The sequence below is a fragment of the Haloglomus irregulare genome, assembly GCF_007421925.1.
Classification (GTDB): domain Archaea; phylum Halobacteriota; class Halobacteria; order Halobacteriales; family Haloarculaceae; genus Haloglomus; species Haloglomus irregulare.
The window spans coordinates 1-22,242 of sequence record NZ_QMDX01000021.1 but is presented as its reverse complement, the minus strand read 5'-3'; the positions used below and the strand labels follow the sequence as shown (position 1 = coordinate 22,242).

At 58.1% G+C, this 22,242-nt stretch carries 20 protein-coding genes, 2 tRNA genes and 3 pseudogenes; 16 read left to right on the top strand and 9 right to left on the bottom strand.

Going from position 1 to position 22,242, the window contains the following annotated elements; translation table 11 throughout:
• The first annotated feature begins 209 nt into the window (after positions 1 to 209).
• From DP107_RS21545 to DP107_RS17680, 14 genes and pseudogenes are all read left to right on the top strand, one after another.
• A complete protein-coding gene (locus tag DP107_RS21545; RefSeq protein WP_144263449.1) occupies positions 210 to 542 on the top strand; it encodes a hydantoinase/oxoprolinase family protein in 333 nt (110 codons plus the stop codon).
• Positions 499 to 657 carry a hypothetical protein gene (locus DP107_RS17740; RefSeq protein ID WP_144263448.1) on the top strand — a complete coding sequence of 53 codons (159 nt, stop codon included), beginning with the start codon at positions 499 to 501 and terminating at the stop codon, positions 655 to 657. The genes DP107_RS21545 and DP107_RS17740 overlap by 44 nt, the downstream gene beginning before the upstream one ends.
• A 266-nt stretch (positions 658 to 923) precedes the next feature.
• Positions 924 to 1,127, top strand: a complete 204-nt coding sequence (locus DP107_RS21540; RefSeq protein WP_394348555.1) for a cupin domain-containing protein — start codon at positions 924 to 926, stop codon at positions 1,125 to 1,127.
• Positions 1,128 to 1,330: 203 nt separating this feature from the next.
• Positions 1,331 to 1,516 carry a hypothetical protein gene (locus DP107_RS17735; protein WP_144263447.1) on the top strand — a complete coding sequence of 62 codons (186 nt, stop codon included), beginning with the start codon at positions 1,331 to 1,333 and terminating at the stop codon, positions 1,514 to 1,516.
• Between the two features lie 719 nt (positions 1,517 to 2,235).
• A complete protein-coding gene (gene rdfA, locus DP107_RS17725; RefSeq protein WP_144263446.1) occupies positions 2,236 to 2,859 on the top strand; it encodes a rod-determining factor RdfA in 624 nt (207 codons plus the stop codon).
• A 94-nt stretch (positions 2,860 to 2,953) separates the two neighbouring features.
• The gene (locus DP107_RS17720; protein ID WP_144263445.1) at positions 2,954 to 4,903 is read left to right on the top strand and encodes an archaea-specific SMC-related protein; all 1,950 of its coding nucleotides are present in this window, start codon (positions 2,954 to 2,956) and stop codon (positions 4,901 to 4,903) included.
• 152 nt (positions 4,904 to 5,055) lie between these two features.
• Complete coding sequence (locus DP107_RS17715) at positions 5,056 to 5,463, top strand: helix-turn-helix domain-containing protein (protein WP_144263444.1); 408 nt, start codon at positions 5,056 to 5,058, stop codon at positions 5,461 to 5,463.
• Between the two features lie 380 nt (positions 5,464 to 5,843).
• Positions 5,844 to 6,365 (top strand): annotated as a pseudogene (locus DP107_RS17710) (hypothetical protein); the annotation flags it as partial.
• A gap of 2 nt (positions 6,366 to 6,367) precedes the next feature.
• Positions 6,368 to 6,683 (top strand): annotated as a pseudogene (locus DP107_RS17705) (hypothetical protein).
• Positions 6,680 to 7,327: a 3'-5' exonuclease family protein gene (locus DP107_RS17700; RefSeq protein ID WP_144263443.1), complete on the top strand. Its 648-nt coding sequence runs from the start codon at positions 6,680 to 6,682 to the stop codon at positions 7,325 to 7,327. Before DP107_RS17705 ends, DP107_RS17700 begins: the two are co-directional and overlap by 4 nt.
• A 128-nt stretch (positions 7,328 to 7,455) precedes the next feature.
• Positions 7,456 to 7,773: a toxin-antitoxin system TumE family protein gene (locus DP107_RS17695; protein WP_144263442.1), complete on the top strand. Its 318-nt coding sequence runs from the start codon at positions 7,456 to 7,458 to the stop codon at positions 7,771 to 7,773.
• 33 nt (positions 7,774 to 7,806) lie between these two features.
• Entirely contained in the window at positions 7,807 to 8,223 is a 417-nt protein-coding gene (locus DP107_RS17690; RefSeq protein ID WP_144263441.1) for an HVO_A0114 family putative DNA-binding protein, read from the top strand.
• Between the two features lie 178 nt (positions 8,224 to 8,401).
• Positions 8,402 to 8,623: a hypothetical protein gene (locus DP107_RS20905; protein ID WP_238330933.1), complete on the top strand. Its 222-nt coding sequence runs from the start codon at positions 8,402 to 8,404 to the stop codon at positions 8,621 to 8,623.
• Between the two features lie 325 nt (positions 8,624 to 8,948).
• Positions 8,949 to 11,099 carry a type B DNA-directed DNA polymerase gene (locus DP107_RS17680; RefSeq protein WP_144263439.1) on the top strand — a complete coding sequence of 717 codons (2,151 nt, stop codon included), beginning with the start codon at positions 8,949 to 8,951 and terminating at the stop codon, positions 11,097 to 11,099.
• A gap of 615 nt (positions 11,100 to 11,714) precedes the next feature.
• On the opposite strand, the gene DP107_RS17675 is transcribed toward DP107_RS17680, so the two are convergent.
• The gene (locus DP107_RS17675; RefSeq protein WP_144263438.1) at positions 11,715 to 13,169 is read right to left on the bottom strand and encodes an orc1/cdc6 family replication initiation protein; all 1,455 of its coding nucleotides are present in this window, start codon (positions 13,167 to 13,169) and stop codon (positions 11,715 to 11,717) included.
• A gap of 615 nt (positions 13,170 to 13,784) precedes the next feature.
• On the opposite strand from DP107_RS17675, the gene DP107_RS17670 reads away from it, so the two are divergent.
• Positions 13,785 to 15,035, top strand: a complete 1,251-nt coding sequence (locus DP107_RS17670; RefSeq protein WP_144263437.1) for an RNA-guided endonuclease InsQ/TnpB family protein — start codon at positions 13,785 to 13,787, stop codon at positions 15,033 to 15,035.
• Positions 15,036 to 15,416: 381 nt separating this feature from the next.
• Positions 15,417 to 16,736: pseudogene (locus DP107_RS17665) on the top strand (RNA-guided endonuclease InsQ/TnpB family protein).
• Positions 16,737 to 16,846: 110 nt separating this feature from the next.
• On the opposite strand, the gene DP107_RS17660 reads toward DP107_RS17665, so the two are convergent.
• The 8 genes from DP107_RS17660 to DP107_RS17625 form a co-directional block, all read right to left on the bottom strand.
• Positions 16,847 to 17,170 (bottom strand): hypothetical protein, encoded by a 324-nt coding sequence (locus DP107_RS17660; RefSeq protein ID WP_144263436.1) that lies wholly within the window; start codon positions 17,168 to 17,170, stop codon positions 16,847 to 16,849.
• 204 nt (positions 17,171 to 17,374) lie between these two features.
• Positions 17,375 to 18,049 carry a MarR family transcriptional regulator gene (locus DP107_RS17655; protein WP_144263435.1) on the bottom strand — a complete coding sequence of 225 codons (675 nt, stop codon included), beginning with the start codon at positions 18,047 to 18,049 and terminating at the stop codon, positions 17,375 to 17,377.
• A gap of 71 nt (positions 18,050 to 18,120) precedes the next feature.
• Positions 18,121 to 18,414, bottom strand: a complete 294-nt coding sequence (locus tag DP107_RS17650) for a hypothetical protein (RefSeq protein ID WP_144263434.1) — start codon at positions 18,412 to 18,414, stop codon at positions 18,121 to 18,123.
• A 291-nt stretch (positions 18,415 to 18,705) separates the two neighbouring features.
• A complete protein-coding gene (locus tag DP107_RS21535; RefSeq protein ID WP_185977384.1) occupies positions 18,706 to 19,338 on the bottom strand; it encodes an HNH endonuclease signature motif containing protein in 633 nt (210 codons plus the stop codon).
• A 239-nt stretch (positions 19,339 to 19,577) separates the two neighbouring features.
• Positions 19,578 to 21,092, bottom strand: a complete 1,515-nt coding sequence (locus DP107_RS17640; protein ID WP_144263432.1) for a TROVE domain-containing protein — start codon at positions 21,090 to 21,092, stop codon at positions 19,578 to 19,580.
• A gap of 115 nt (positions 21,093 to 21,207) precedes the next feature.
• Positions 21,208 to 21,282: transfer RNA gene (locus tag DP107_RS17635), tRNA-Arg, on the bottom strand.
• A gap of 424 nt (positions 21,283 to 21,706) precedes the next feature.
• Positions 21,707 to 21,782, bottom strand: a tRNA-Glu gene (locus DP107_RS17630).
• 47 nt (positions 21,783 to 21,829) lie between these two features.
• Positions 21,830 to 22,207 carry a hypothetical protein gene (locus tag DP107_RS17625; protein ID WP_238330934.1) on the bottom strand — a complete coding sequence of 126 codons (378 nt, stop codon included), beginning with the start codon at positions 22,205 to 22,207 and terminating at the stop codon, positions 21,830 to 21,832.
• Positions 22,208 to 22,242 lie beyond the last annotated feature (35 nt).

Genomic DNA, 22,242 nt, shown 5'->3' with positions numbered 1-22,242 from the left:
ACAGCCGCCGCAAGGGCTTCGGTTGTAAACTGGCAAGTTTATCCACAAATAGTAAATCTTATATTGCTACTCGGAACATAGTTATTTACTATAATTGAATCTACCAGCAGTCTATTCGAATGGTAAGAGCGGTTTCGGTTATACATCATCTGCCCCCGGCATATATTCTCATGCAACAAATGCCTGCATATTGACGTCGCTTCTGGCTGATGAATTATGATGGCTTGCAAGTCAAGTCCAAGGGCGGTTCCGTCGGGTGGATTAAGGCGGAAACAGACCGCCTCCGGGTCGCCCCGCAGAGCGCTGGCGCTGACCCCAGGCCGACGTGTTATGCGCAGGGCGGTGACGATCTGACTATCATCGACGCGGATGTGTTACGTGGCTCTATTGACCCGGACAACTTCCTCGGCGGCCGAGAGTCACTCGACATCGACAACGCGAAGGAGGCCGCTGAGCCTATCATGGACCAACTCGGACTGGACCTGATGGACATCGCGTGTGGCGTGCCTCAACGCGCTGGACGAAGCCATCGAGGCCGGTGAGAACGTGATGCGCTATATCATCGACGCGGTGAGGGCCTATGCCACGATGAGCGAAATCATGGAGATCTTTGAGGAGCGACACAGAGCGTATCAAGAGAAAATCGGTCTCGCCTGAACGGAATCTCGGGCGTTCCCCCCGGCCGACGCGTCGCTCCTGCTTTCGTCCTGACCGGTACAGATAAAATCGCTGCCTGTGAGCGAGCCACATGGAGAAGGTCACCGTCAACACCGTCCCGAATGACCTCCACGAGCCGGGGTGAACTCGGTCCGACAGTAATTGAGTGACATCCTCGACACCGACCACCTCGCGGTGGTGTACTACGAATTTCAACCGGGCGAGCAGTTCTCCGGCGGCCTCCACACCCACCACGATTAAGAAAGGTGTTCTACGTTCTGGAGGGGACCGTGACCTTCGAATGCACCTTGGACCGCGAGTCCGCTGTCCTCGGCCCGGACGAGGTCATCCGATTCGCTCCGGGGGAATTCCAGTGCGGGAGGAACCGTTCAGACGAGTGGGTTCGGGCCATCACACTGGGTGTCCCGGTCCCCGCCTCCAGTGCCTCGGTGACAGAGTGGCTGACTTGATGTGAGAACTGCGAGGCCGAGACGCTGCACGGGATTCACTCATACGACGGCGGGAGCATTGTCTCTTACTGCACGGTATGTGGCACTGAGTTCTCCTTTGACGAGCGCCGGGACTGACGGCGCTATCCGATTATCGGCGAGAGTCGACTTCCCGAGCGGAATCTGACGCTGGTTTCTCGTAGTTCGACATGGTTCACATCAGTATGGCCCGTGTGCCTTCGGTCAGCCAGTCGGACCTGCCAGACGCGTACCAGTCGCTATTGGACGAGGAAGCGCTCGCCGAGTGCCACATCTTCACCACGATGGCGAACAACCCGTCGATTCTGCGGTCGTACATGTTGTACAGTTCGACGCTGTGGGACGACTGCAGGCTGTCGCCCCACGATTGAGAAGTCGCCATCCTCGCTGTCGCGCGCGAACTCAACTCCCGGTACGAGTGAGAGCAGCACGTCGATATCGGGGCCGAGGCCGGCGTCAGGCCCGAGACGATCCGCGCGATTGGGCGCGGCGAGCACGACTACTTCGACGACCAAATCCGGGCAGTTCTGGCGCACGTCCAGGTCGTTCTCGCCCCTCGCATGCGGTCGGCGTCCACGCGCGTGAACCGGTAGCTGTTCCTGTCGGCGAGTCGTGTGTACGTCATCGGCGTGCTGGGCTGTCGCGACGCGACGACGACCGGTCGGCCACCAACCTCGTCGTTCACGAGCCCGCCCTCTGGGAACGCGCCGAGCGGATAGGCCCTCGCTTCCCCGTTGGCAGCGACACCGACGACGAGAGTGAGTGTGTGGGCGGTGTCGCCGCTTCTTACGGCTATTTTAACCTGGTATCTTGATATAATGTGGAATAGAGGTGTACGCCCAGTCGCTTCCCTCTTGTTCAGATATACCAGAGCGCGTCTCCTTTGGCGACAGAATCGGCGGTGGTTCTAAAATAACAATCGCACGCTTATTGTGGAAGCTGCCCTGTGAAGCAGTCGCCGTGGGTGTCCACTGGATTGCCTCTATCGATGTCTCCAGTGAGGACCAGCTCCCGGTGTCGCCGAGATTTCTCCTCGCCGACCGCCGACTCCGGGGAATGATTCATTCGGGGTCACGTTCTGTTGAGTAGTATGCGCGACAGAATACGGACAGACGGGGGCGGACGGCGAGGCAAGGTTGAGCGCCTGCTGGAGGAGTACGAGCTGGCTGAACTCGGTAACGAGCTGGAGCGTGCCTGGACGGCGACGGATCCGGACGAGCGGGCGAGCCTCCGTGACTTGGCGACACGGTTCAACGAGCGACTGCTCGAAGCGGTGCTCCGGGATGCCGGTGACGCCGTTCTCGAGGGGGAGATTGAGAACACGTACTACCTTCTGACGGACGATGCGGTCAGCTCTGGCGACCGGAGACGTGCCGAACGGCGGCTGGAACGACAGGGGATTGATATCGACGCGCTCCGGTCAGATTTCGTCTCCTACCAAGCCATCCGGACGTATCTCAAGGAGCATCGCGGAGTGGAACAGGAGACGGACGAGGTGAATCGGCGTCAGAAGGCGGTCGAGACCGTCCGGCGCCTCCGTACTCGTCTCGTCACCGTCGCTGAGGACCGCCTAGAGAGTCTTCAGTCCGCGGGAGAAATCTCGCTCGGTGAGTCCCGCATCATTCTCGATCTCCGTGTCGTCTGTGAGGACTGCGGGACACAGCAATCGTTCACCACCCTCATTGAGGAAGGGGGCTGCGAGTGCGCAACGTAGATGTATTAGATAACAAACGTACGTCTGTTATTTTTCGGCCGCCTCACCGGATAGAAGCAGTAGGTATATAAATTGCAAGGTCCACTTTAATGTAATGCCATTAAATCAAAGCAAGTACTCGGCGGCGAAGGTTCACGTCGAGAACATCGGCGGGATAGAAGACTCTTCAGTGATGTTCTCGCCCGGTGTAACGCTCTTGGTGGGGCGGAACGCGACCAACCGAACCTCGTTCCTGCAGGCTGTGATGGCGGCGCTCGGGAGCGAGAACGTCAGCATCAAGGGTGACGCCGACGAGGCCGAGGTCGAACTCACGCTCGGCGAGGAGGCGTACACTAGGCACCTGCGCCGTCAGGGGACCAGCATCGTCACCGACGGGCGCCCGTTCTTGGAGGACCCGACGCTGGCGGACCTGTTCGCGTTCCTCATTAAATCCAACGAGGCGCGCCGAGCCGTCACCGCGGGGGTAGACCTCCGCGAGCTCATCATGCGGCCGGTCGACACCGCTGAGATCGAATCGGAGATACAGCGGCTCGTCCGGGAGCGGGAATCCATCGAGGAGGAACTCGAGGAGATCGACTCCCTGAAGGAGGAGCTTCCGGAACTGGAGGCGGAGCAGGCACGGCTGGAGGACGAGATCGAGGAGACGAAGGCGGGCCTCGAGGCGAAGGAAGCCGAGCTGGAGGCCGCGGACGCGGACGTGGAGGAGGTCCGGGAGGAGAAATCCGAACTGGAGTCCCAGCTCGAGGACCTCCGAGCGAAACGCTCGACGCTCGACGACATCCGGTACGACCTCGAAACCGAGCGCGAGAGCCTCGAGGCGCTGAAACAGGAACGTAAGGAGCTCAAGGACGAGGAGGCCAATCTCCCGGATCTCCCGACGGGCGAGCTTCAGGAGGTCGAGTCGGAGATCAAGCGTCTCAGGGAACAGAAGGAGGCGGTGGAACGAGAGATCAACGAGCTCCAGAGTGTCATCGGGTTCAACGAGGAGATGCTGGAGGACGATGCGGCGATGGCCTTCGACGCCCCGTCCGCCGATGCGGACGGTGACGACGATCTCACCGACCAGCTACTGGACGACGAGGAACTCACCTGCTGGACCTGTGGCAGTCAGGTCGAGCAGGAGCAACTCGAGACTACCCTGGACCACCTCCGTGACCGCAGCCAGTCGAGGGTGAACGAGGTGAGCGATCTTGAGGACCAGCTCGACGAGCTGACATCGCAGAAACGGGAGTTCGAGCGTGCACAGCGAGAGCAGAATCGGATCGAGCGCCGGCGCTCCGAGATCGCCGAGGAGATCGAGCAGGGGGAGGCGAACGTCGAACGGCTGCAGGACCGACGGGACGAAGTGATGCACGAGATCGAGGCGCTGGAGGCCGAGATAGAGGAGCTGGAGGCGGCCGAGGACAACACCATCCTCGACCTGCACAAGGAGGCGAACCAGCTTGAGTACGAACTCGGCCGGCTCGAGACGAACCTCGAGCAGGTGAACGACGAGGTCGAGGCGCTGGAGGCTCGTATCGCCCAGCAGCAGGACCTGGAGGCCGAGCGTGAGGAACTGAACGGTGAGATAGAGTCGCTCCGGACGAAAATCGAACGTCTTGACCGTCGCGTCGTCGAACAGTTCAACGAGCACATGGAGAACCTCCTCGGCATCCTCGACTACACGAACCTCGACCGCATCTGGCTCGAACGTGTCGAGCGCGAGGTCCGCGAGGGGCGGCAGAAGATCGACAGGGCGGGCTTCGAACTCCATGTCATCCGAACCTCGGCGTCGGGCGTCTCGTATGAGGATACCATCGACCATCTCTCTGAGAGCGAACGGGAGGTGACCGGTCTCGTGTTCGCCCTGGCGGGCTACTTGGCACACGAGGTGTACGGGGAACTCCCGTTCATGCTCCTCGACTCGCTCGAGGCCATCGACTCCGACCGAATCGCCGCCGTGGTCGATTACTTCACCGACTACACCGACTACCTGCTGGTCGCCCTCCTCCCCGAGGACGCGGCCGCGCTCCCGGAGGAGTACGAGCGAATCACCGAAATCTGACGCGTTCGGGTTGGGACACCTCCCTCAGAGATACCAACATCGAGTCTGTTACTACCACCCTGCTTGCGGAACCGTCAGTGCGCGGCGATTGAGGGTAATGTTTATTATAGAGTTGCAAAAGTATTTATAATCCGAGGTCCTATCCGCGGTCGATGACGAAGCTCGGGTCGGTGCCCCTTGAGGAACTTCACGCGGAGCTGGAGTCCGTCGAGAGTGCGAAGGGTGCAAAACGGCTGATGGTGGCTATCGCATACAAGGACGGGGTGGATGTGGAGACCATCGCCGCTCGCTATGCCATTCCACAGTCGACCATCTACTACTGGCTCGACCGTCTCGACAAGGAACCCCTTTCCGAGGCCCTGGAAGACGACAACCGACCAGGGCGACCCTCGAAGCTCTCCCCGGAGCAGCGCGCGACGGTCGCTGATTGGGTCGACAAGGACGCGGCCACCGGATCGCCGGAACGCAACTGGACCGCTAGGGAACTTCGAGACAAAATCGTGAAGGAGTTCGGCGTGGAGTATTCGATAGCCCACGTGAATCGAACTTTTCTTGGTTAAATCATACTTTGTGGATTTATCTGCTACTTGGTACTGGAGCATTCGATTTTGTATGAATATACAGGGAACGGGGCTGTCGCTCTCTTTTTGATGGCCAGCGTCGTATCGGGTCACGTATTATAATTTTTAATATCAGCATGGTCGTGGAGGGGTCATCTCGACCCGAATTGTGCAGTAGGTGCCGCGTCGGCCTCAAATGGTGCCACAATCAGGTCCAGTCGAAGAAGTGTGGCGCCCCCGTTCACGGCGCGGCCACGTTCTCGATCCTTTCGCACGGCGGGGAGCACGGAACCTGAACGTCACACCCCGTCGAGGGACTCCCAGTCCGCCGAGAGCTTCGACCAGCAGCGGGGATGCAGCCAGTAGTCCTTCGGCCGGTTGCCGGTCGACGGGCACCGAATCGCGACGAGGACACGTCGTCCCACACGGCCGCCCTCATCGTCGCACCGGCCATCGACGCACAGTACCGCGCCGACGATACCCTCGGCGAGACTCACGTGAAAACCCTCCAGGCCCGAACCCTCGCCCGGTTGGCGACCTACGCCGACGGATACGACATCTCGGTGCTCGTCACCCGGACGCAGCGCGACGACTTCACGGCGCCGGTTGCGACGACCGCCGACCACCACCTGGAGTGCGAGCAGACCCGGATTGGGTCACGAGTTGTCGGCGAGGACTTCGAGACGCTCGTCTATCCCGTCGACGACGGCGCGTACTACCAGACGACGTTCACGTACTGGCGGCAGCTGCTCGCGGCACGCGCCACGCAGGTCAGCGTGGAACCGTCGACGCCGACCCCGGAAGGCGTCAGGACGGGCGTCACAACTGACGGGGAGACGGTGGCGGCCATTGCAAATCCCTTGCCCGATGTGTGGACCGCAACTGGGGTAGGAGGACGATAGCGATGGGGCGCACAAACCCAACCTACCGTGATGCACTGCGGGCCCATCGAAGAGCGGTGGGCGGAGTTCCGCCGGGCACTGCGGCGTCGCGACCAACCACGCTTCGACCGGCTGTTCGAGTACGCCCGCGAGCAAGCTGACGCGAGCGGGCTGTTGAACCACCAGAATCCGCTGCTGCCGGCGCTGCTCAGCATCGATCTCGAACAGGAGGGCCGCCTCGACGACCACAAGGAACGCCTCAAGGAGCTCGAACGGGCACTCGAACAGCGGGAAGGGAGCCACGAGCGGGAGCACCACCAGGATGGGGCCACGGAATGACGGAACTCGACACCATTGCGTTCGATATCGAGACAACCGGGTTTCACATGGACGACCAGCTGACGGTCGTCAGGTTCGACGCAGACATTGGCTCTCGTATTTTTCTGAATACGGACGGGCGGGCACCGCCGCCAAATCTCGAAGCACGGGTCAACGAGGAATTGGCGACCGCAGTCTCGATCTCGGTCCAGCAGACTGAACGAACCTTGCTAAGCGAGATGGATGCGTTCGTCGAATCGACACTCACTCACCAAGACGTGAAGCTGGTCGCGCACAATGGCGAACGATGGAACGGGGGATTCGATCTCCCGTTCCTCCGCACGCGGCTCTGTTACCACGATATCGACTGGCCGTTCGCAGAACTGTCGTATATCGACGCGATGGACGTCTTCGAGACACGGTTCAACACGTCGGGAGACACCTTGACCGCCGTCTACGAGGAACTCATCGGGAGTGGATTAACCGGACTCGATCCGTTCGTAGACAGCGAGGAAGCGGTTGGCGCGTGGGAAGAAGAGGACTTCGAGTCGCTCGTACGCCACAACGTCGCGGATATCCGGCGGACACGAGCCTTGATGCGGTTAGCAGAGCGATACTGTTCGAAATCTGACTTCTCGATGAAATCGCTCGATCCAGTGGCGTGAGCGGAGTACTCTTTCGGGGCCAGAGTTCCGTACCGGAAGCACAGGTAGTCGCCGTTCTGTAGGTCGGTAGCGTATCGACGAACCTCCGCTGGTCTTATGATGTTGGGCGTTCACCCAACACGTAAGGGATGGCCCAAGAGTCGGTCTTCCAGTACACACACGTCGAAGCCGGTCTCGTCGAGAACGTCGTACTCCGGCCGACTGAGGCGACCGAGATCTACCCGTCAGGCTGGAAGTACACGCTCCATCTGGGCACCCTCGAAGACCTCACGCTCGTCCGGTTCGATAACGCCCACGAAGATACGAAGGGACACGAACACCACACCGCCGCTGGTGACGTCGACGATGTCACGTTCCCCGGAATGGAGGAACGACTCGTCGACTTCTGGGCGAGCGCAGACGAGTACTGGGAGGCCGTCGGGGGCGATCCGCCGCGGCCGTACTGACCATACACCACCCGCCACCACGACACTTCAAAAATGACCACGCTCCACATCACCGTTGGCGATCGAGAACAGGTCCGTGAGGGCGCACTCCAGTTCGTCCAGGCCGCTGAGACGGACACGCTCGACGACCAAGACGGGGCGGCGACACTACAGTTCGGAACCTACGGCGATCTCGTCGACAGCCTCACCCCGCTTCGTCTCGAACTCACTCAGGCGATCGCCGAACACGCACCCGAAAGCATGCGGGAGGCCGCACGCCTCGTCGACCGTGATGTGTCCGACGTCCATTCGGATCTGAAGCACTTGGAAACGCTAGGGATTCTTGAACTGAAAGAAGGCGGCCCCGGCGGGGCAATGCAACCCATCGTCCCGTTCGACCGGATCGAGATGCACATCGACTACCCGCTTATCAATGATATCGATGGGGATGAACCATCGGTAAGCGCGTAGCCCCAGCACGCGGAGCATTGATCAAAAAACCCGGATCGAGTTCGACGCCCCGAAGTCTCTCGTTGACCGCATCGATACCGTCGCTGAGGTACTTGAGATCCCACGAACTCGGCTTCTCACCGACGCTCTAGAAAACAAACTCGACGAGTTCGCAAACGAGGAAACGTTCCGTCGGCGGTTGAGCAATGCCTACTACGACGACCGTACCGGCTACGATACCGTCAAAACGATTCTTGATCGTGAGGAAGCGATGCGCCTGAAACTCCTCCGTGAATCGATTGACCAGACATCCGCCATACCCGAACTCAAGGATGATCTCCCAAGCGATGATTCCTTCTACGACGGCGGGGTTGCCGAATGGAACGCCTCGAGTTCGTCTGAATCATCTGATAGCGTCTGACGACAGGGACTAGCGGTATGTGGTCAAATTGTGGCGGGTGTGTCGCCAAGAGTGAAGCGAAAGGGTTCGTCAAAAAATCGGCTTTCACAGCATATCCGCGGCAGCTGTTACGTTGCTATGTCTTAACCAACATTCGGTGCGTATCTCTGGATATGTTGGTTAACGTCGACTAACGGATTCCGGAAATCGTTCCGGAAGCGGACGACGACGGACAACAAGCTAGAATATAGCGTTGAGGACGCTTTTCGAGCCCGTTTGCTGAAGCCCGGAAGTGACACGCCGTCGCTTATCGGATTCGGATGCCCAGTGGATTGGTGAATAACAAATGTCGTTCACCATCGATTTCCTTGCCGACGGCCGCATCCTCGAGTGGGAGGCAACCGCCGACGGCGCCGTCGCGACCGAGCACCATGACTATACTCCACGCTTCTACGTTGCCCCTCGCGACCCAGCGTCCGACCTCGACCTCACGACACTCCAGTCGGTGTACGACCAGCACCCGGACGTCGTCGCGACCGAGATGGTTACGCGACGGCCGGGCTTTCGACGGGACGAGGAGACAGTCCTCGCCGTCGACGTCACCCACATCGACCGCGTCACTCCACTCGCCCGGCAGGCGCGTCAACTGTCGCACTATCCAGTCGGGGATCTGGCCTGTTTCAACGTCGACTTCTCGCGAGAGTTCCGATACTGTCTGGAGACCGGCGTCGATCCGACGCCGGCGAGCGAGCTGTCGACGCTTCGGCTTAGCGTCCCGGTGACCGAAACGAGCAACGACGTCTATGGGGAGCTGTCCGTCGCCGGCGACACCGTCACCGGCTCGCCGACGGATATCCTGACCGCCGTCCAAGGGGCACTCGAAGCGCATGATCCGGACGTCCTGGTCTGCTCAACCAGCGAGATCGTCCCGACCCTGTACGAAATGGCAACTGACGCCGGCGTTGACGACTTCTCGCTGAGTCGGTGGCCTGACGTCGACTACCAGCAGCTTGCGAGCCGGTCGACGTACTCAGGCTACGGTCGCGTCGGTCACTCGCCGGCGCGGTACAACGTGCACGGCCGGGCGATCATCGACGAGTCGAACGCGTTCTTCTACGGGGAGACGAACCTCGACGGCGTCCTCGACCTCGTGTCGCGCTCGAAAAAGGCCCTCCAGGAGCTCGCGTGGGCGTCCATCGGGAACGTACTCACCGCGATCCAAATCTGCGAGGCCCACGACCGCGGCGTCCTCGTGCCGTGGAACTCCTGGCGCCACGAGTTTTTCAAACCGATGGGGACGCTCCACGACGCCGACCGCGGCGGCTTCATCTTCGCTCCCGAGGTTGGCCTCCACGAGAACGTCCACGAACTCGACTTCTCCTCGTTGTACCCGAACATCATCTGTACCCGGAACGTCTCGCCGGACATCATCCGATGTGACTGCCACGGCGACCGCGAGGATGTCCCCGGGCTCGGGTACTCGATCTGCGACGAGCGAGGCTACCTCGTCGACGTCCTCCAGCCGATCATCGACGCTCGCGACGAGATCAAGGCGGCCATCCGTCGCGAGAAGGATCGAGACGACCCCGACGGGGACCGACTGGCAGAACTCGAGGGGCGGTCGGGAGCGCTGAAGTGGATTCTCGTCGCCTGCTTCGGCTATCAGGGATTCAGCAACGCGAAGTTCGGCCGCATCGAGTGCCACGAGGCGATCAACGCGTTCGCTCGCGAGATCCTGCTGACGGCGAAACAACGGCTGGAAGCTGGCGGCTGGCGGGTCGTCCACGGCATCGTCGACTCCATCTGGGTGACGCCGGACCCCGATGTCGACGACGAGGACCGCGAGAACCTCGAGACGCTCGCGACGGAGATCACGGAACGCGTCGAGATTCGGCTCGAACACGAAGTCCACTACGACTGGGTAGCGTTCGTGCCGCAGCGCGAGAGCGACGCCGGCGCGTTGACGAAGTACTTCGGGAAGGTCGCCGGCGACGACGAGTTTAATATACGTGGTATCGAAGCTCGGCAGCGCTCGACCCCATCCTTCATCGAGGACGTCCAACGAGAATGTCTCGAACGGCTCGACGCGACTCGATCTCCAGATGCCGTGCTTGACTGTCTTCAGGACGCGATCAGTCGCCTCCACGCTGGAACGGTGCCGGTCGAGGATCTCGTCGAACGGAATCGTGTCTCCAAGCCACTGGAAGGATATACACAAAACACACAGAACGTGGCGGCGCTGAAGCGGGCTCGCGACCAGGACCTCGCCATTCACCCGGGACAGGACATCAAGTACGTGGTCGTCGACGACGAGAAGAGTTCGCGAGAGCGGGTCGCGTTGGCGCACGAAGAGATGGAATCGTACGATGCGTCGTACTACGAGACGCAACTCGTCAGAGCTGTCGAGAGTGTACTGTCACCGCTTGGGTGGGACCGCACGGAGATACACCAAGGACTCGCAGGGACACGTGAGCCAGAGCTAACCGATTTCCAGTGACCGGGCAGCGAATGGTTCAATAGAGAACCACGGTCACACTCCCTCCCCCCGTCATCGATGTGTAAAACTATGAGAGGAGGGAGGGGGTGACGGGAACAGAATGGCGAAAACCGACGATGAGACCATTAACACGAAGAAGAGCGTCTCAGCGACGTAATCTATATTCTTGTAACCAATGCATATTGTCTGACGAAGTTTTATATGCAGTGCGTTACAACCAGAACCGTACTGCATTTGGATGTGAAGGTTAGGAGAAGCGACGCTTCGACTAACCGAACAGGGGCGTCCCTATCACGCTTCTCGATCTCCTACGCCATCTCTCTTGTTTTCAGCCGTCTCGTAGCGCCAAACCCGACTTTCGTGATTTGTTCTACATGAGTACCCCCTTCCACCTTTTGTTGTTTACACATCGATGACGGGGGGTGGGGGTCACGAGACCCCGTGTCTTGATCTCATTTTCTATCCATTCGGGGGATTTGGTGTGGAAGCGACTACTCCTGTTCGCTGCATCACCGACTCCAGTTCAGGACTCTCTCGACCTCTGCCCCGCTACTATCTCGACTTTACACATCGAACACGGGGGGTGTGTCCTCCACCGGGTGCTCGCCGAGATTCTCACTCTTCGTGAAATTCTTTCAGCTGCGCATTCACGACTGAACTGAGGAGTTCTTCCTGCTGGGCTATTCCTTCCAGGCGTGTATCATCGACGATCCGAGTCATCATCGCTTCAGGATCACCCGTGAATGTGAACTCCATATACATCCCGCCGCCTCGTCCGCGGCTTTTCCGGGATGTTGAAATCAACCCGTATGTCGAGAGTTCTTTGACATATTTGACGTACGTTTCACGAGTCATCTGGTCCGCGTCGAGTTCGTTCGTGACCCACTGATAAACTTTGAATCCAACCGGACTTGGGACGGAACTACCCGTCCGGCTCGAGTGATACGCAACGGCTGCGGTTGCGTACAGTGAAATCTTCTTTTGTGTCGTAAGCCCCTCAACGAGCTTCAGCGACCGGTCTTTGTCAATCTCCTCCTGAGATTCTCGGACGTGGTCCTCCGTGACCTCTTCATCTGCCCGTTCGTCTGCGAGGTCACCAGCACCGCGGAACAGGTCGATCGCCTTCCGTGCGTCACCGTGACTTTGTGCAGCGAACGCCGCCACGAGCGGAATCACGTCGTCCTCGAGAGCATCTTGACGGAACGCATCGCGCCGATTTTCGAGAATTTCGCGCAGCTGGTTTGCGTCGTAGTCTGGGAAGTAGACGTCACGTGGATTGAATGAACTCTCGGCACGCCCGTCGATGTCTTCCATAAATTTTGGATCGTTCGTCAGTGCTGCGACGGACACGCGCCCTTCAATTTCGTTCGTGTTACTCGCCCGTGATAGCTGATAGAGAAGCTTTGAGTATGCGGGTTCGTCGTTTTCGCGCCGGCCGACCAAGAGATCGATTTCATCGAGAATGAAGATGACCGAATCGTAGTGCTCGTTGATGAGTTCGTACAGACGTCGGTACTTGCGCTTCGTCGATACGCCGGTCTCTGGAACTCCGACTTCAGTACCAACGTCCTGGGCGACAGTTTGGACGAGTTCGTAGACGGCCTGATCGAGCGTATTGATTGGTTGGCAGTTGATATCGACAACGCCGAACCGTTCGCCTTTGGATTGACAGAGCTCGATAATCTGTTGCGTGACGGCCCCGATGATGAGTGACTTACCTGTCCCTGCGGGACCGTACAGCAGCATATTCGGCGGCCGATTTCCTTGGAGAGTCGGCTTCAGAAACGAGACGACGGACTCGAGCTGGTCGTCACGGCCGACGATTCGCTCTTCGTCGATAATGGTGTCAGGCTCGACGAGGTCCCGGTTGACGAAAACTGATGCCTCCCCCTCATCATCGAGCATATCACGAATCGACCGCTGAGGGCTCTCTTCAGTCGATTCCTGATTTTGACTTGAGTCTCCGGCAGCATCCTCGCGGGCGGATCCTAACTGCTGTCCATCCGATGTAGAACTAGTTCCTTGATCAAGGGTGGATTGATCCGCCCCTTCTTGATCGCTACCGGCCATATGTCTGCTGTACGCCGGAGGATTAAAAAGATTAACCCTCGTCGATGTTTATTCGTCCGCTGTATCCAATATATCGCTTGAATTCCGTGGTTTCACGACTCGATAGTAAGAACCATCACCGAAGTACATCTGGTGGAAGACCCCCCGTCATCGATGTGTAACGCAGAATCGGCGGCCCTCATGTGAATTTGCGTATCTGTGATTGGACTTAGTTGTCCCACCCCCCGTCATCGAAGTGCAAGCCGCACGTCTGACACCCCCCGTCATCGAAGTGTAAACGCAGGGTCGATCATCCCCCCGTCATCGAAGTGAAAATCGGTTCAGTCTCCGGTTCTCTTGATGTTCACCGTTCGAATTTCATTTTGCACACGGGGTGTTCCCGCTCGACTTGTTACTCAATTCATCTCTTATACGGAGTCCGGTACATCTGTGTCATCCCACGGATTGTAGGCCATCTTCAATATACAAAACCAGCCTAATAATTCTCTATCGTCGGAATACGGCACATTTACACGCTGTCGAGGCGAATACTATGAGGCTTGACCCCATGGATGAAGCCGACACTCCGTGACACAAGCCATTAAATAGCAACACGACGGTAATCTAGGTACGACGATGTGGTACGACTACCGCTTCCGCGCCTACCCTGACCGAACAGGTGTGACTGCGGAGGTGGAACGCCACATCGACATCCACCGGCAAGCCTACAACCACACCCGCTACGAATACAACGTCCTCGACACCTGCGAGGACAACATCGGTTCGGCGTACCAACACCAGAAACGCCTCACCGAATGGAAGGACGAGTGGCCTGTGTTCTCCGAAGTCCACTCGAAGGCGTTGCAGAAGACCGTCGGACGCTTCTACGACAATCTCTCGAACCTCTCCGAAAAGAAGCAGAACGGTCACAAGGTTGGGTGGCTCAAGTGGAAGTCCCCAAGCGAGTACCAGAGTATGACGTATTCGCAGTCTGGCTTCGAACTCAAAAACACGAGTGGTCGGACTGCCACAATCTGGCTCTCCAAAATCGGTGACATCCCCATCCGATACCACCGCTCCATTCCCGACAACGCAGACATCAAAGAGGTGACGCTGAAGAAAGAGACGACGGGTGAGTGGTACGTCACGTTCGGCCTCGAAGTCAAGGACGCCACGCTCCCCGAGAAACCTGACGTAGACGATGTGAATGTTGAGGACTGCGTTGGCCTTGACCTCGGCATCCAGAACTATATTTATACGTCGGATGGCGGGAGCGTGGACTGGCTCGACCTCTCCGACGAGTACGACCGCTTACGCCGGGAACAGCGCAGTCTCTCCCGGAAGGAGCACGGTAGTAACAACTGGGAGAAACAGCGCCGTGAGGTTGCCAAGATCAAGCATCGGATCAAGCGGAAGGTCGAAGACTTCCAACACAAACTCACGACGTGGCTCGTCAAGGAGCGCGACGCTGTATTCGTGGAGGATTTGAACGTCTCGGGGATGCTTCAACAGCGTGGGAACGCTCGGAATAAGCAGGATGCCGCGTGGCGCGGATTCATCGAGATGCTGGAGTACAAGGGCGACCTGTACGGTACGCACGTCGTGCAAGTAGACCCTGTGGGGACGACCAAAGAGTGCGCTGAATGTGGTGTCGAGACGGAGAAACCGTTGTGGGTGCGGGAACACAGTTGTCCGAGTTGCGGGTTCAAGGCGGATAGAGACGCGAATGCGTCGTACAACATTCTTTCTCGCGGTCTTCAGGAGTTAGGTCTGGGACAGGCCGAATCAACGCCTGTGGAGACTGCGACCGCTGTGGAAACCGATGGAGGGCGGTCTTCGTCGGTTCCTGCAAGTCGCGTCGTTGAAACGGGAAGCCTCGGGGCTTGACCCCGAGGTGGTTCACACTTTGCACACGGGGTGTGTGATGAGAACCTATCAGTGGATACACTCGTGATCAGGGGTGTGGTCTGTCTCAAATAGAAAACCCATGCTTCAATTGTGGAACCCTATTCGACTGTTTGTGCCTAAAACGGCTCTATCGACTATTAACGGCTTAATCTAATCTCAAATTCTTTTTTCTTCACTACTTTCATCTAATTGCGAGAGGGGTGTCCCGTTCTTGAGGAAGAACGGAGCGACCAATGGGAGCGAGTAGCGCAGTAGGCCGCGGGGGAGTCGATAACACCTCAACCCAATCCGGGCTATATCGATCCAACTCCTGTACGAGCCTAACGCTAATAAAGAAATAATTCGATATGTGAAATAGAGATGGAGGTCATTCGCACCGTCAAGGTCAAGCTCAATGTGCCTGAGAAGCGACGGGACGCCCTCCATCAAACCGCTGATCAGTTCCGCTACTGTGCTAACCAAACCAGTGAATGGGCGTGGCGAGACTCCTCAAACGAATACTGCGTCACCAGCAAAGCGAAAGCCGAAGACGCTCTCTACGACCGTCTTCGAGAGGAAACCGACCTAACGGCCAATCTCGTCCAGAAGGGGATTCGGCGTGCTGTCGAGGCAATAAAAAGCGGTGTCAAAGCGTGGAAGCGCGGCGATCGTACCAGTCAACCACACTTCGACTCGTGGAGCGTCGTCTACGACAAGCGAAGTGCAACCTTCTACCGCGACCACGTGTCCCTCTCAACCGTTAATGGACGCGTCGAATGTGAATACGTCCTCCCCGACGACACGGATGGAACGCCGATTGGTGACTACCTGCTGAACAAGGACTTCGAGTTCCGTATGTCCACGCTTCAGTACGACCGTTTTGAAGACGTGTATTACCTCCACGCCCGTATGAAACGCACCATAGCAGATAGCGAAGAAGAGCGTTCAAGTTCGGACACGCACAGCGAGAACCTGACGGTTCTCGGCGTGGACTTGAACGTTGACGGGTACTTCGCCGTCACAAGCACTGGCGCGTTTATTGAATCAGCGGACTACCTCAACCACCGTCGGCGTGAGTTTGAGAAGACACGGGGAAGCCTCCAAGATACAGGCACCCGCTCGGCGCACCTGACCATCCAGCAGATGAGCGACCGCGAACACCGTTGGATACAGGACGTACTCCACTCTGTTGCGAACGACATCCTCCGCGAAGCCTGTCGGGTGGACGCGACTCACGTCGCGTTCGAGAACCTGACGGGTATTCGCGACCGAATGGCGGACGCCAGGCGATTCCACGCGTGGGCGTTCCGCCAACTCTACGAGTACGTCGAGTACAAAGGCGAAGCTGAAGGTGTGGCTGTCGAACAAGTGAGTCCTGCGTACACGAGTCAGCGGTGTTCGAAGTGCGGATGTACGCTGGAGGAGAACCGGCCGTCGAAATATTAATTCTGCTGTCAAAAGTGCGGGTACGAACTCAACGCCGACTACAACGCGAGCAAGAACATCGCTCGCAAGCTTGCTAAACGTCTCCACTCGGAGCAGACGTCTCCGAGTGGAGGAGCCACCTATCAACTGGCTCTAACGTCGGGGATGCTGAACCTGAACGGCGATTTCCACGCCTCCGACCGTTTGTCGGCAGAAGGGGAGTCCACCGACAAACCCCTCCCTCAACGAGCGAGGTCGTCAGACCAAGCGAAGTAGGGTAGGGTAGTTGATTCTGGACGAGGGGTGTGTCCACCCCCTTTTCCAAGTGCACCAAAATCAAATAGCACACGGGGTGTGGGAAATCGATAATCGGATGTATTGACCCCTCATTCGTCCGGATTGACTGGCCCTTTATATTTGGACGTGACCTTGTCCCCCTCTCTCCACTGCCAGTAATAGTAGCGGTTGTCGTTGATCTCCTTGATCGTGATCGTTGCCTTCGACGGGACCTCGTCCGGAAGATCATCAGGTCGGTCGTCGATCTCGTCGTCCTCCGACTCCTCCTCGAGACGGGCCTCGCGAGCTTTGTGCTCTGCCAGCTCCTCGGCATAGCGTGCGACATGCTGGAGCTGCTCAGAAGAGGACTCGTTGAGCGTATTGACGAGGTCTGTCGGGAGTTCCGCCGGCGGCGTCGGTGGCTCGTAGGACATTAGCGGTCGCCTCGTGTTAACCAACGGAGTACGTATTGACATAGGTTTGTTGGTTAATCGGATATCGTAACGCCACGGGCTAACGAGTACGAATAGCAAACTATTCAAAAATAGCAACCCTGGAACGCTGTCGATGTCAAACCAACGGCAACCAATTAAACCTCACCGTGGAGGAGGTCGATAATTCAATTGCTGCTGTGAAACTCACGACCATGCTCTTTCTGACTCACGGTAGGAAGCGTCGAGATCGAGATCGTCGTACATGCGATCGAGCATAGCGAGTGCTGACTGAAACGTCGCATAATGCTTCCGCATGAACGCTATCGTCTCGCGCCGAGAGATGACTGGATATCCTTCGACGTGGTCGGGGTTGAGCATCGAACGCTCGTTGAGGACGACTTGGAGAGGATCTTCAAACGAGTCCTCCGGTTGTCGCTCAAACCCTGTTGGGATTCCAAACCGTTCGAAAAAACGCTGCCAGGCGTCGATGTCTTTCTCAAGGACGGCAAGAAAGAGCGGGTAGTCTCCGGGCTCGCGACCAACCTGATAGCCCCCTTGGGTCCACACGTAGACGGCGTCCACCTGTGTAAAGGCGAAGGGCCAGTCACCGAACTGTGGGAGTACGTACGCCTCTTCGATGGACGGTGGATTCACGGCGGCACTGGTGGCCAGCAGGTCTCGTGCCGCCTTACGGACGCGATCGTCGGTCACGAACAGTCCATCATCATATCGAAGATACCCTGCATCCTCTAGTTGATTGACTGCTTGTCGAACCGTTTCGTAGGGGGTGTGGAGATGTTGGGCTACCGTTCGGATCGAATCTCCAGGATTGACTGCGAGCAACACTCTAACAGCAGTCTCATCAAACGGTTCGTACATCTAATAGATACCAATATTCTGGGAACAATCAAATAGATCACTACACTTTCGGCTATGCCGTTCTGAACGGCCTATCTAATCCGTTTGACTGACTCAAGTCCCGAGACACCAGCCAGTCTGTCTCTGACCTCGTCCTCGCCAATTGCCGTAGCCCACCGGACCGTAATTTCGACGGTAATGAGTGTTGCCGACAGCTGTGGATCGATATTATCCAATTCGTCAATAGTGACGGCATCGATAGTTTCGGGCCGCGAGAGACGCTTCTCAGCGTCAGTGACGAGGTCCCCATCCGTGCCGCAGGGGATTCGAATCGTCACGACGGCAATTGTCGTCGATTCTGGGTCGGTGGTATTGGATACTGCCATATTTTCATCTCCGTTGAGGCGCGTCTCACGGGCCAGATGTTCGACAACTGTACTCCGAGTGCGCGAGGGACGATTCGAACGCCGGAGGAGGAAACCTCCTCCGAGCTCACGGCTCCGCAGGAGCCGTGAACGCCCGTCTCGGTCGTGGCACGACCGCGTGTTTCCGAACTCTACCACTCGCGCATCCTCAAACAAAAAATACGGACAGGGCTAGGTCGGCTCGAACGCCTCGATTTCATAGATGACCTGCTTCGGCTTCTCGGCGTGTTGAACACACGATTCGTGACAGATTTAATTAACACCGATCAAAATATCTTCCAGAGCGTCGGGTCGGGGACACTCCTTCTTGCCCACCTCAATTTTAGCGTGGCAGTCACGGCAAAGATAGACGAGATTGGTAAGCTGGTTCGCCTCTTTATCCGAGTCAAAGGTTTTGTAGGGTATTATGTGATGAACATCTTTCCCATCCCCTCCACATAACTGGCAGTTATCATGGTATTCGGCGATAATTCGTCGATGGCGATTCCACGTATCACCGTAGTTCTTTGCGTGACCACCTTTCCAGTGAGGGCTGTTCTCACCAGATTGGTTTTCTGACTGCCAATCTGCTCGACATCTTATCGAACAGAATCGTGCTGATGGAGCTCCGGACTGTTTTACCTCGAATTTTGCCTCGCAGTATTCACAGCTAAGCGTCTCTTTTCCACCACTCCAGACTGGTGAACTTTCACCAGAGGCCCATTCCGACCGCCAGTTGGAGCGACACGTATCACCACAAAAGTGGAGTCTATCGATACGTGATGGACGAACTTCAAACAGACCTTCGCACCAGCGACATTCCTTCTGAACCTTTGGTTTCCACGCAGGATTATTTTCTCCAGCAAAAGTCCCCTCCTTCTCGTGGAGTCTTGATTTACAGTCCATACTACATGTTCGGCGCTGATCCCGTTGAGAGGGGAGTATTTCAAATTCATCCCCACAGACCTCACAATCCATTGTCTCTGGGATCCGCTCATTATGGACCTTGGAATGGTGGATACGAACGTATTGGTAGCTCGAAAACCCACTCTTCCCACACGTGGGACAGGTATTTTCAGCCGTAGTCATATATAACCTCACAATTGAAAAGTAATAAATCACGAGAATCGCTACTAATTATCCACCTATTCTATTTTCTCGATGATTTGATTTGGTTTCTCAGCTTGTTTTATAAAGCGAAGAATATCTTCCGACCATCCCGAGATGTTGTAGACGTTCTCGTAGCCTTCTGGCGTCACCAGGTCGCCGTAGGCCGCGAGGTCGACGAGATACAGCGCGGTGTCCGCAGACACCTCGTCCCGATACGCATCGAACGCGTCTTTGACCGTCTGGGAATCGCGGGCCGTGAACGGCGTGTTGTCCCAGATCTGCATATCGGTGAAGACGACGATCCGTTCAACAGCATCCCCTCGGTCGTGGAGGTGCTTGATCGCCTTCCAGCCGTTCGTCGAGTTCCCGACGTCCTCGTCGATCGCCAACACCGCTGCTTGGCGCTGCAGGACTGGCGTGTCGACGTGCATCGGAACGGTCTGGAAGTCGTCGCCGAACCCGCCGACGTCAGCACCCTGGTCGGCCAGGATCGCACCGAACAACGCACCGATCTCCTTCAGTCGGAGCGTGCTGTTCGCGGACAGCGGCTGATCCATCGATTCCGACAGGTCGACCGCGACAAAGGTATCGCCGAATCCGCCAGGCACCGTTTCGACCGCGACATCAATTGCGTCTTCGAGCCACTGCTCGACTGTCGGTGCTTGGACAGCCGCGTCTTCCAGCGCGGTGTAGGCCTGGTAGTACCGGAACGGGTACAGCGGCGCGTGTCGGACTGCCTCCAGGTCGAGGTGATCCACGACGGTGTCCTCCGGCACGCCGGCTTCGAGCATGTTCCGGAGGTTCCGGATCGACGCGAAGATGGGCAACGTGTACTCGTCGTCCTCGATGAGCAGTTCCCAGGCGGCTTGGGTGTTGCCGCGCTCGGAGATAACCGTCTCCCACGTGTTCGGCGCCGGCAACGGGTCGACGTCGGGATAATCGTCGAGGCCACCACGCATGAACCGCTCGAAGAGCGCTTCCTGCTCGGCGTCGACGGGCGTGGGGTGGACGCGGTTGAAGACGTCGTGCAGCGTCACCTCGCGCCGCGACAGCTCGTACTTGCCCAGCGTGTAGGCGTCGGCCATCTCAACCAGCGCGTCTTCGATCCCGCGTCGAAGCGGCCACGGCGCAGTCCCGCCGAACAGCTGGTCGTGGACAGCGAGGGCGGTCGCCGTCTCGTCCATCCGCTGGATGATCGCTGGTGCCCATTCACGGATGAGCGACTCGGGGGAGTCGTCCTTGAATCGGTCGTCGTTGGCTGCCAGTACCAGTAGCACTTGTGGGATGTCCCGCAAGTAGAGCTCCTGGCGAGCATAGGCCGCGAGCTTCAGGACGAACTCCGGGTCCTCGTTTGCGGCGGCATCGAACTGGCGAACGACAGCAGCCAGCTGCTCGTCATCGGTCTCGTAGAACGACCCCTCCAGCAGCTGGTTGATCGTGCGCTTGTACAGTGCGAGTCGGGGGTCGGCAGGCTCGAACGCTTCCCCACCTTCGTAGTTGGTGGTCCGCGTTGCCTCCGCGACCGTTTGCTTTGGCGTGTTGAATTCCATCCTATCACCCGGAGCCGCAACAGGCGACTCCGATTTTGGTGCTGCTCACACGTGGTGCGAGCAGCGAGTCTCGGGAGCGAAATTTCCCGACCCAGCCTCGCATCGCTCGGCTGGACGCTCCCGGCACGATTCGAACGTGCGACACCCGGCTTCGAAGGCCGGTGCTCTGTCCTGACTGAGCTACGGGAACACGAGTGGCCGGACAATTTCTGGAGCGAACGACGGGATTCGAACCCGTAATGTGCCATCGACGTAGCGCTCCAGATCGACGGCCACTGGCGACACGGCGACCGGAAAACTGTCGGAGCGGAACCGGTGTCGAGCGTCCTCTCGGACGCTCTTTGTCCGGGATGTTCTCGATGGACTGCGCCACCGACAGGATTTGAACCTGCGAGTTCCTAGCGAAGCAACGCTCCGACTCGACGGTCGCCACGTGCGGTCGGGCAACCGGTGGTGCGACGGGCTATGACTCCCGTTGGTGTGCTTTGCGGGCGAAGAAACGCACCACCTGGACGACCACACGCTTGGGGAAAGCCGACCGTGACAGCGTCACGGATCCGTGGCTGCCCGCTATGTCAGACACGGAAAAACGCTGTCAGAGCCAGCCCCCCGAGTGCTCCCGAGGGGAATCGAACCCCTGACCTCCACCTTGAAGAGGTGGCGTCTCTCGCCAACGGAGACTCCGGGAGCGCAGTAGGGACGAAATCAAGCGCTGAGGTGCGGCGGATACGCACGGATTATCGAAGGCGTTCGAACCCCTCGAGTTGCCCGTGCGTGAACGTCACTTGATACGTGACGAGTGTATCGAGATTCTCGAAGGAGTGTTTGAGCTCGAAGCGGCCGTGGTAGTCGTCTCGTTCGATCCAGCCGTCGTGGACTCGGTTCCGACAGCCGGCCATGTAGAGGAGATCTTCCTCGTCGACGTCGTCACGGTTCGCGTATGGCCGGTCTTCCGGCGGGACCGCTTCGGTGTGCCACTCCTCTTTGAGGAGCCGACCGTCCGCCGTAATCCGAAATGTGGTCATGTTCGGTCGATCGATGCCTTTCGTCTGCCAGTCGACGTCCTCGGCAGGACTGACTTCCTCCCACGACTTCAGTCGTGGGGTTCCCGTCACAGACGGGCTCCCACGGCGGAGAGGTTCCCAACTCG

What these genes read in the sequence shown, in the direction of transcription:
- DP107_RS21545 (WP_144263449.1), top strand. Translation starts at nt 210, where the DNA reads ATGAATTATGATGGCTTGCAAGTCAAGTCCAAGGGCGGTTCCGTCGGG.
- DP107_RS17735 (WP_144263447.1), top strand. Translation starts at nt 1,331, where the DNA reads ATGGCCCGTGTGCCTTCGGTCAGCCAGTCGGACCTGCCAGACGCGTAC.
- rdfA (WP_144263446.1), top strand. Translation starts at nt 2,236, where the DNA reads ATGCGCGACAGAATACGGACAGACGGGGGCGGACGGCGAGGCAAGGTT.
- DP107_RS17720 (WP_144263445.1), top strand. Translation starts at nt 2,954, where the DNA reads ATGCCATTAAATCAAAGCAAGTACTCGGCGGCGAAGGTTCACGTCGAG.
- DP107_RS17715 (WP_144263444.1), top strand. Translation starts at nt 5,056, where the DNA reads ATGACGAAGCTCGGGTCGGTGCCCCTTGAGGAACTTCACGCGGAGCTG.
- DP107_RS17700 (WP_144263443.1), top strand. Translation starts at nt 6,680, where the DNA reads ATGACGGAACTCGACACCATTGCGTTCGATATCGAGACAACCGGGTTT.
- DP107_RS17695 (WP_144263442.1), top strand. Translation starts at nt 7,456, where the DNA reads ATGGCCCAAGAGTCGGTCTTCCAGTACACACACGTCGAAGCCGGTCTC.
- DP107_RS17690 (WP_144263441.1), top strand. Translation starts at nt 7,807, where the DNA reads ATGACCACGCTCCACATCACCGTTGGCGATCGAGAACAGGTCCGTGAG.
- DP107_RS17680 (WP_144263439.1), top strand. Translation starts at nt 8,949, where the DNA reads ATGTCGTTCACCATCGATTTCCTTGCCGACGGCCGCATCCTCGAGTGG.
- DP107_RS17675 (WP_144263438.1), bottom strand. Translation starts at nt 13,169, where the DNA reads ATGGCCGGTAGCGATCAAGAAGGGGCGGATCAATCCACCCTTGATCAA.
- DP107_RS17670 (WP_144263437.1), top strand. Translation starts at nt 13,785, where the DNA reads ATGTGGTACGACTACCGCTTCCGCGCCTACCCTGACCGAACAGGTGTG.
- DP107_RS17660 (WP_144263436.1), bottom strand. Translation starts at nt 17,170, where the DNA reads ATGTCCTACGAGCCACCGACGCCGCCGGCGGAACTCCCGACAGACCTC.
- DP107_RS17655 (WP_144263435.1), bottom strand. Translation starts at nt 18,049, where the DNA reads ATGTACGAACCGTTTGATGAGACTGCTGTTAGAGTGTTGCTCGCAGTC.
- DP107_RS17650 (WP_144263434.1), bottom strand. Translation starts at nt 18,414, where the DNA reads ATGGCAGTATCCAATACCACCGACCCAGAATCGACGACAATTGCCGTC.
- DP107_RS21535 (WP_185977384.1), bottom strand. Translation starts at nt 19,338, where the DNA reads ATGGACTGTAAATCAAGACTCCACGAGAAGGAGGGGACTTTTGCTGGA.
- DP107_RS17640 (WP_144263432.1), bottom strand. Translation starts at nt 21,092, where the DNA reads ATGGAATTCAACACGCCAAAGCAAACGGTCGCGGAGGCAACGCGGACC.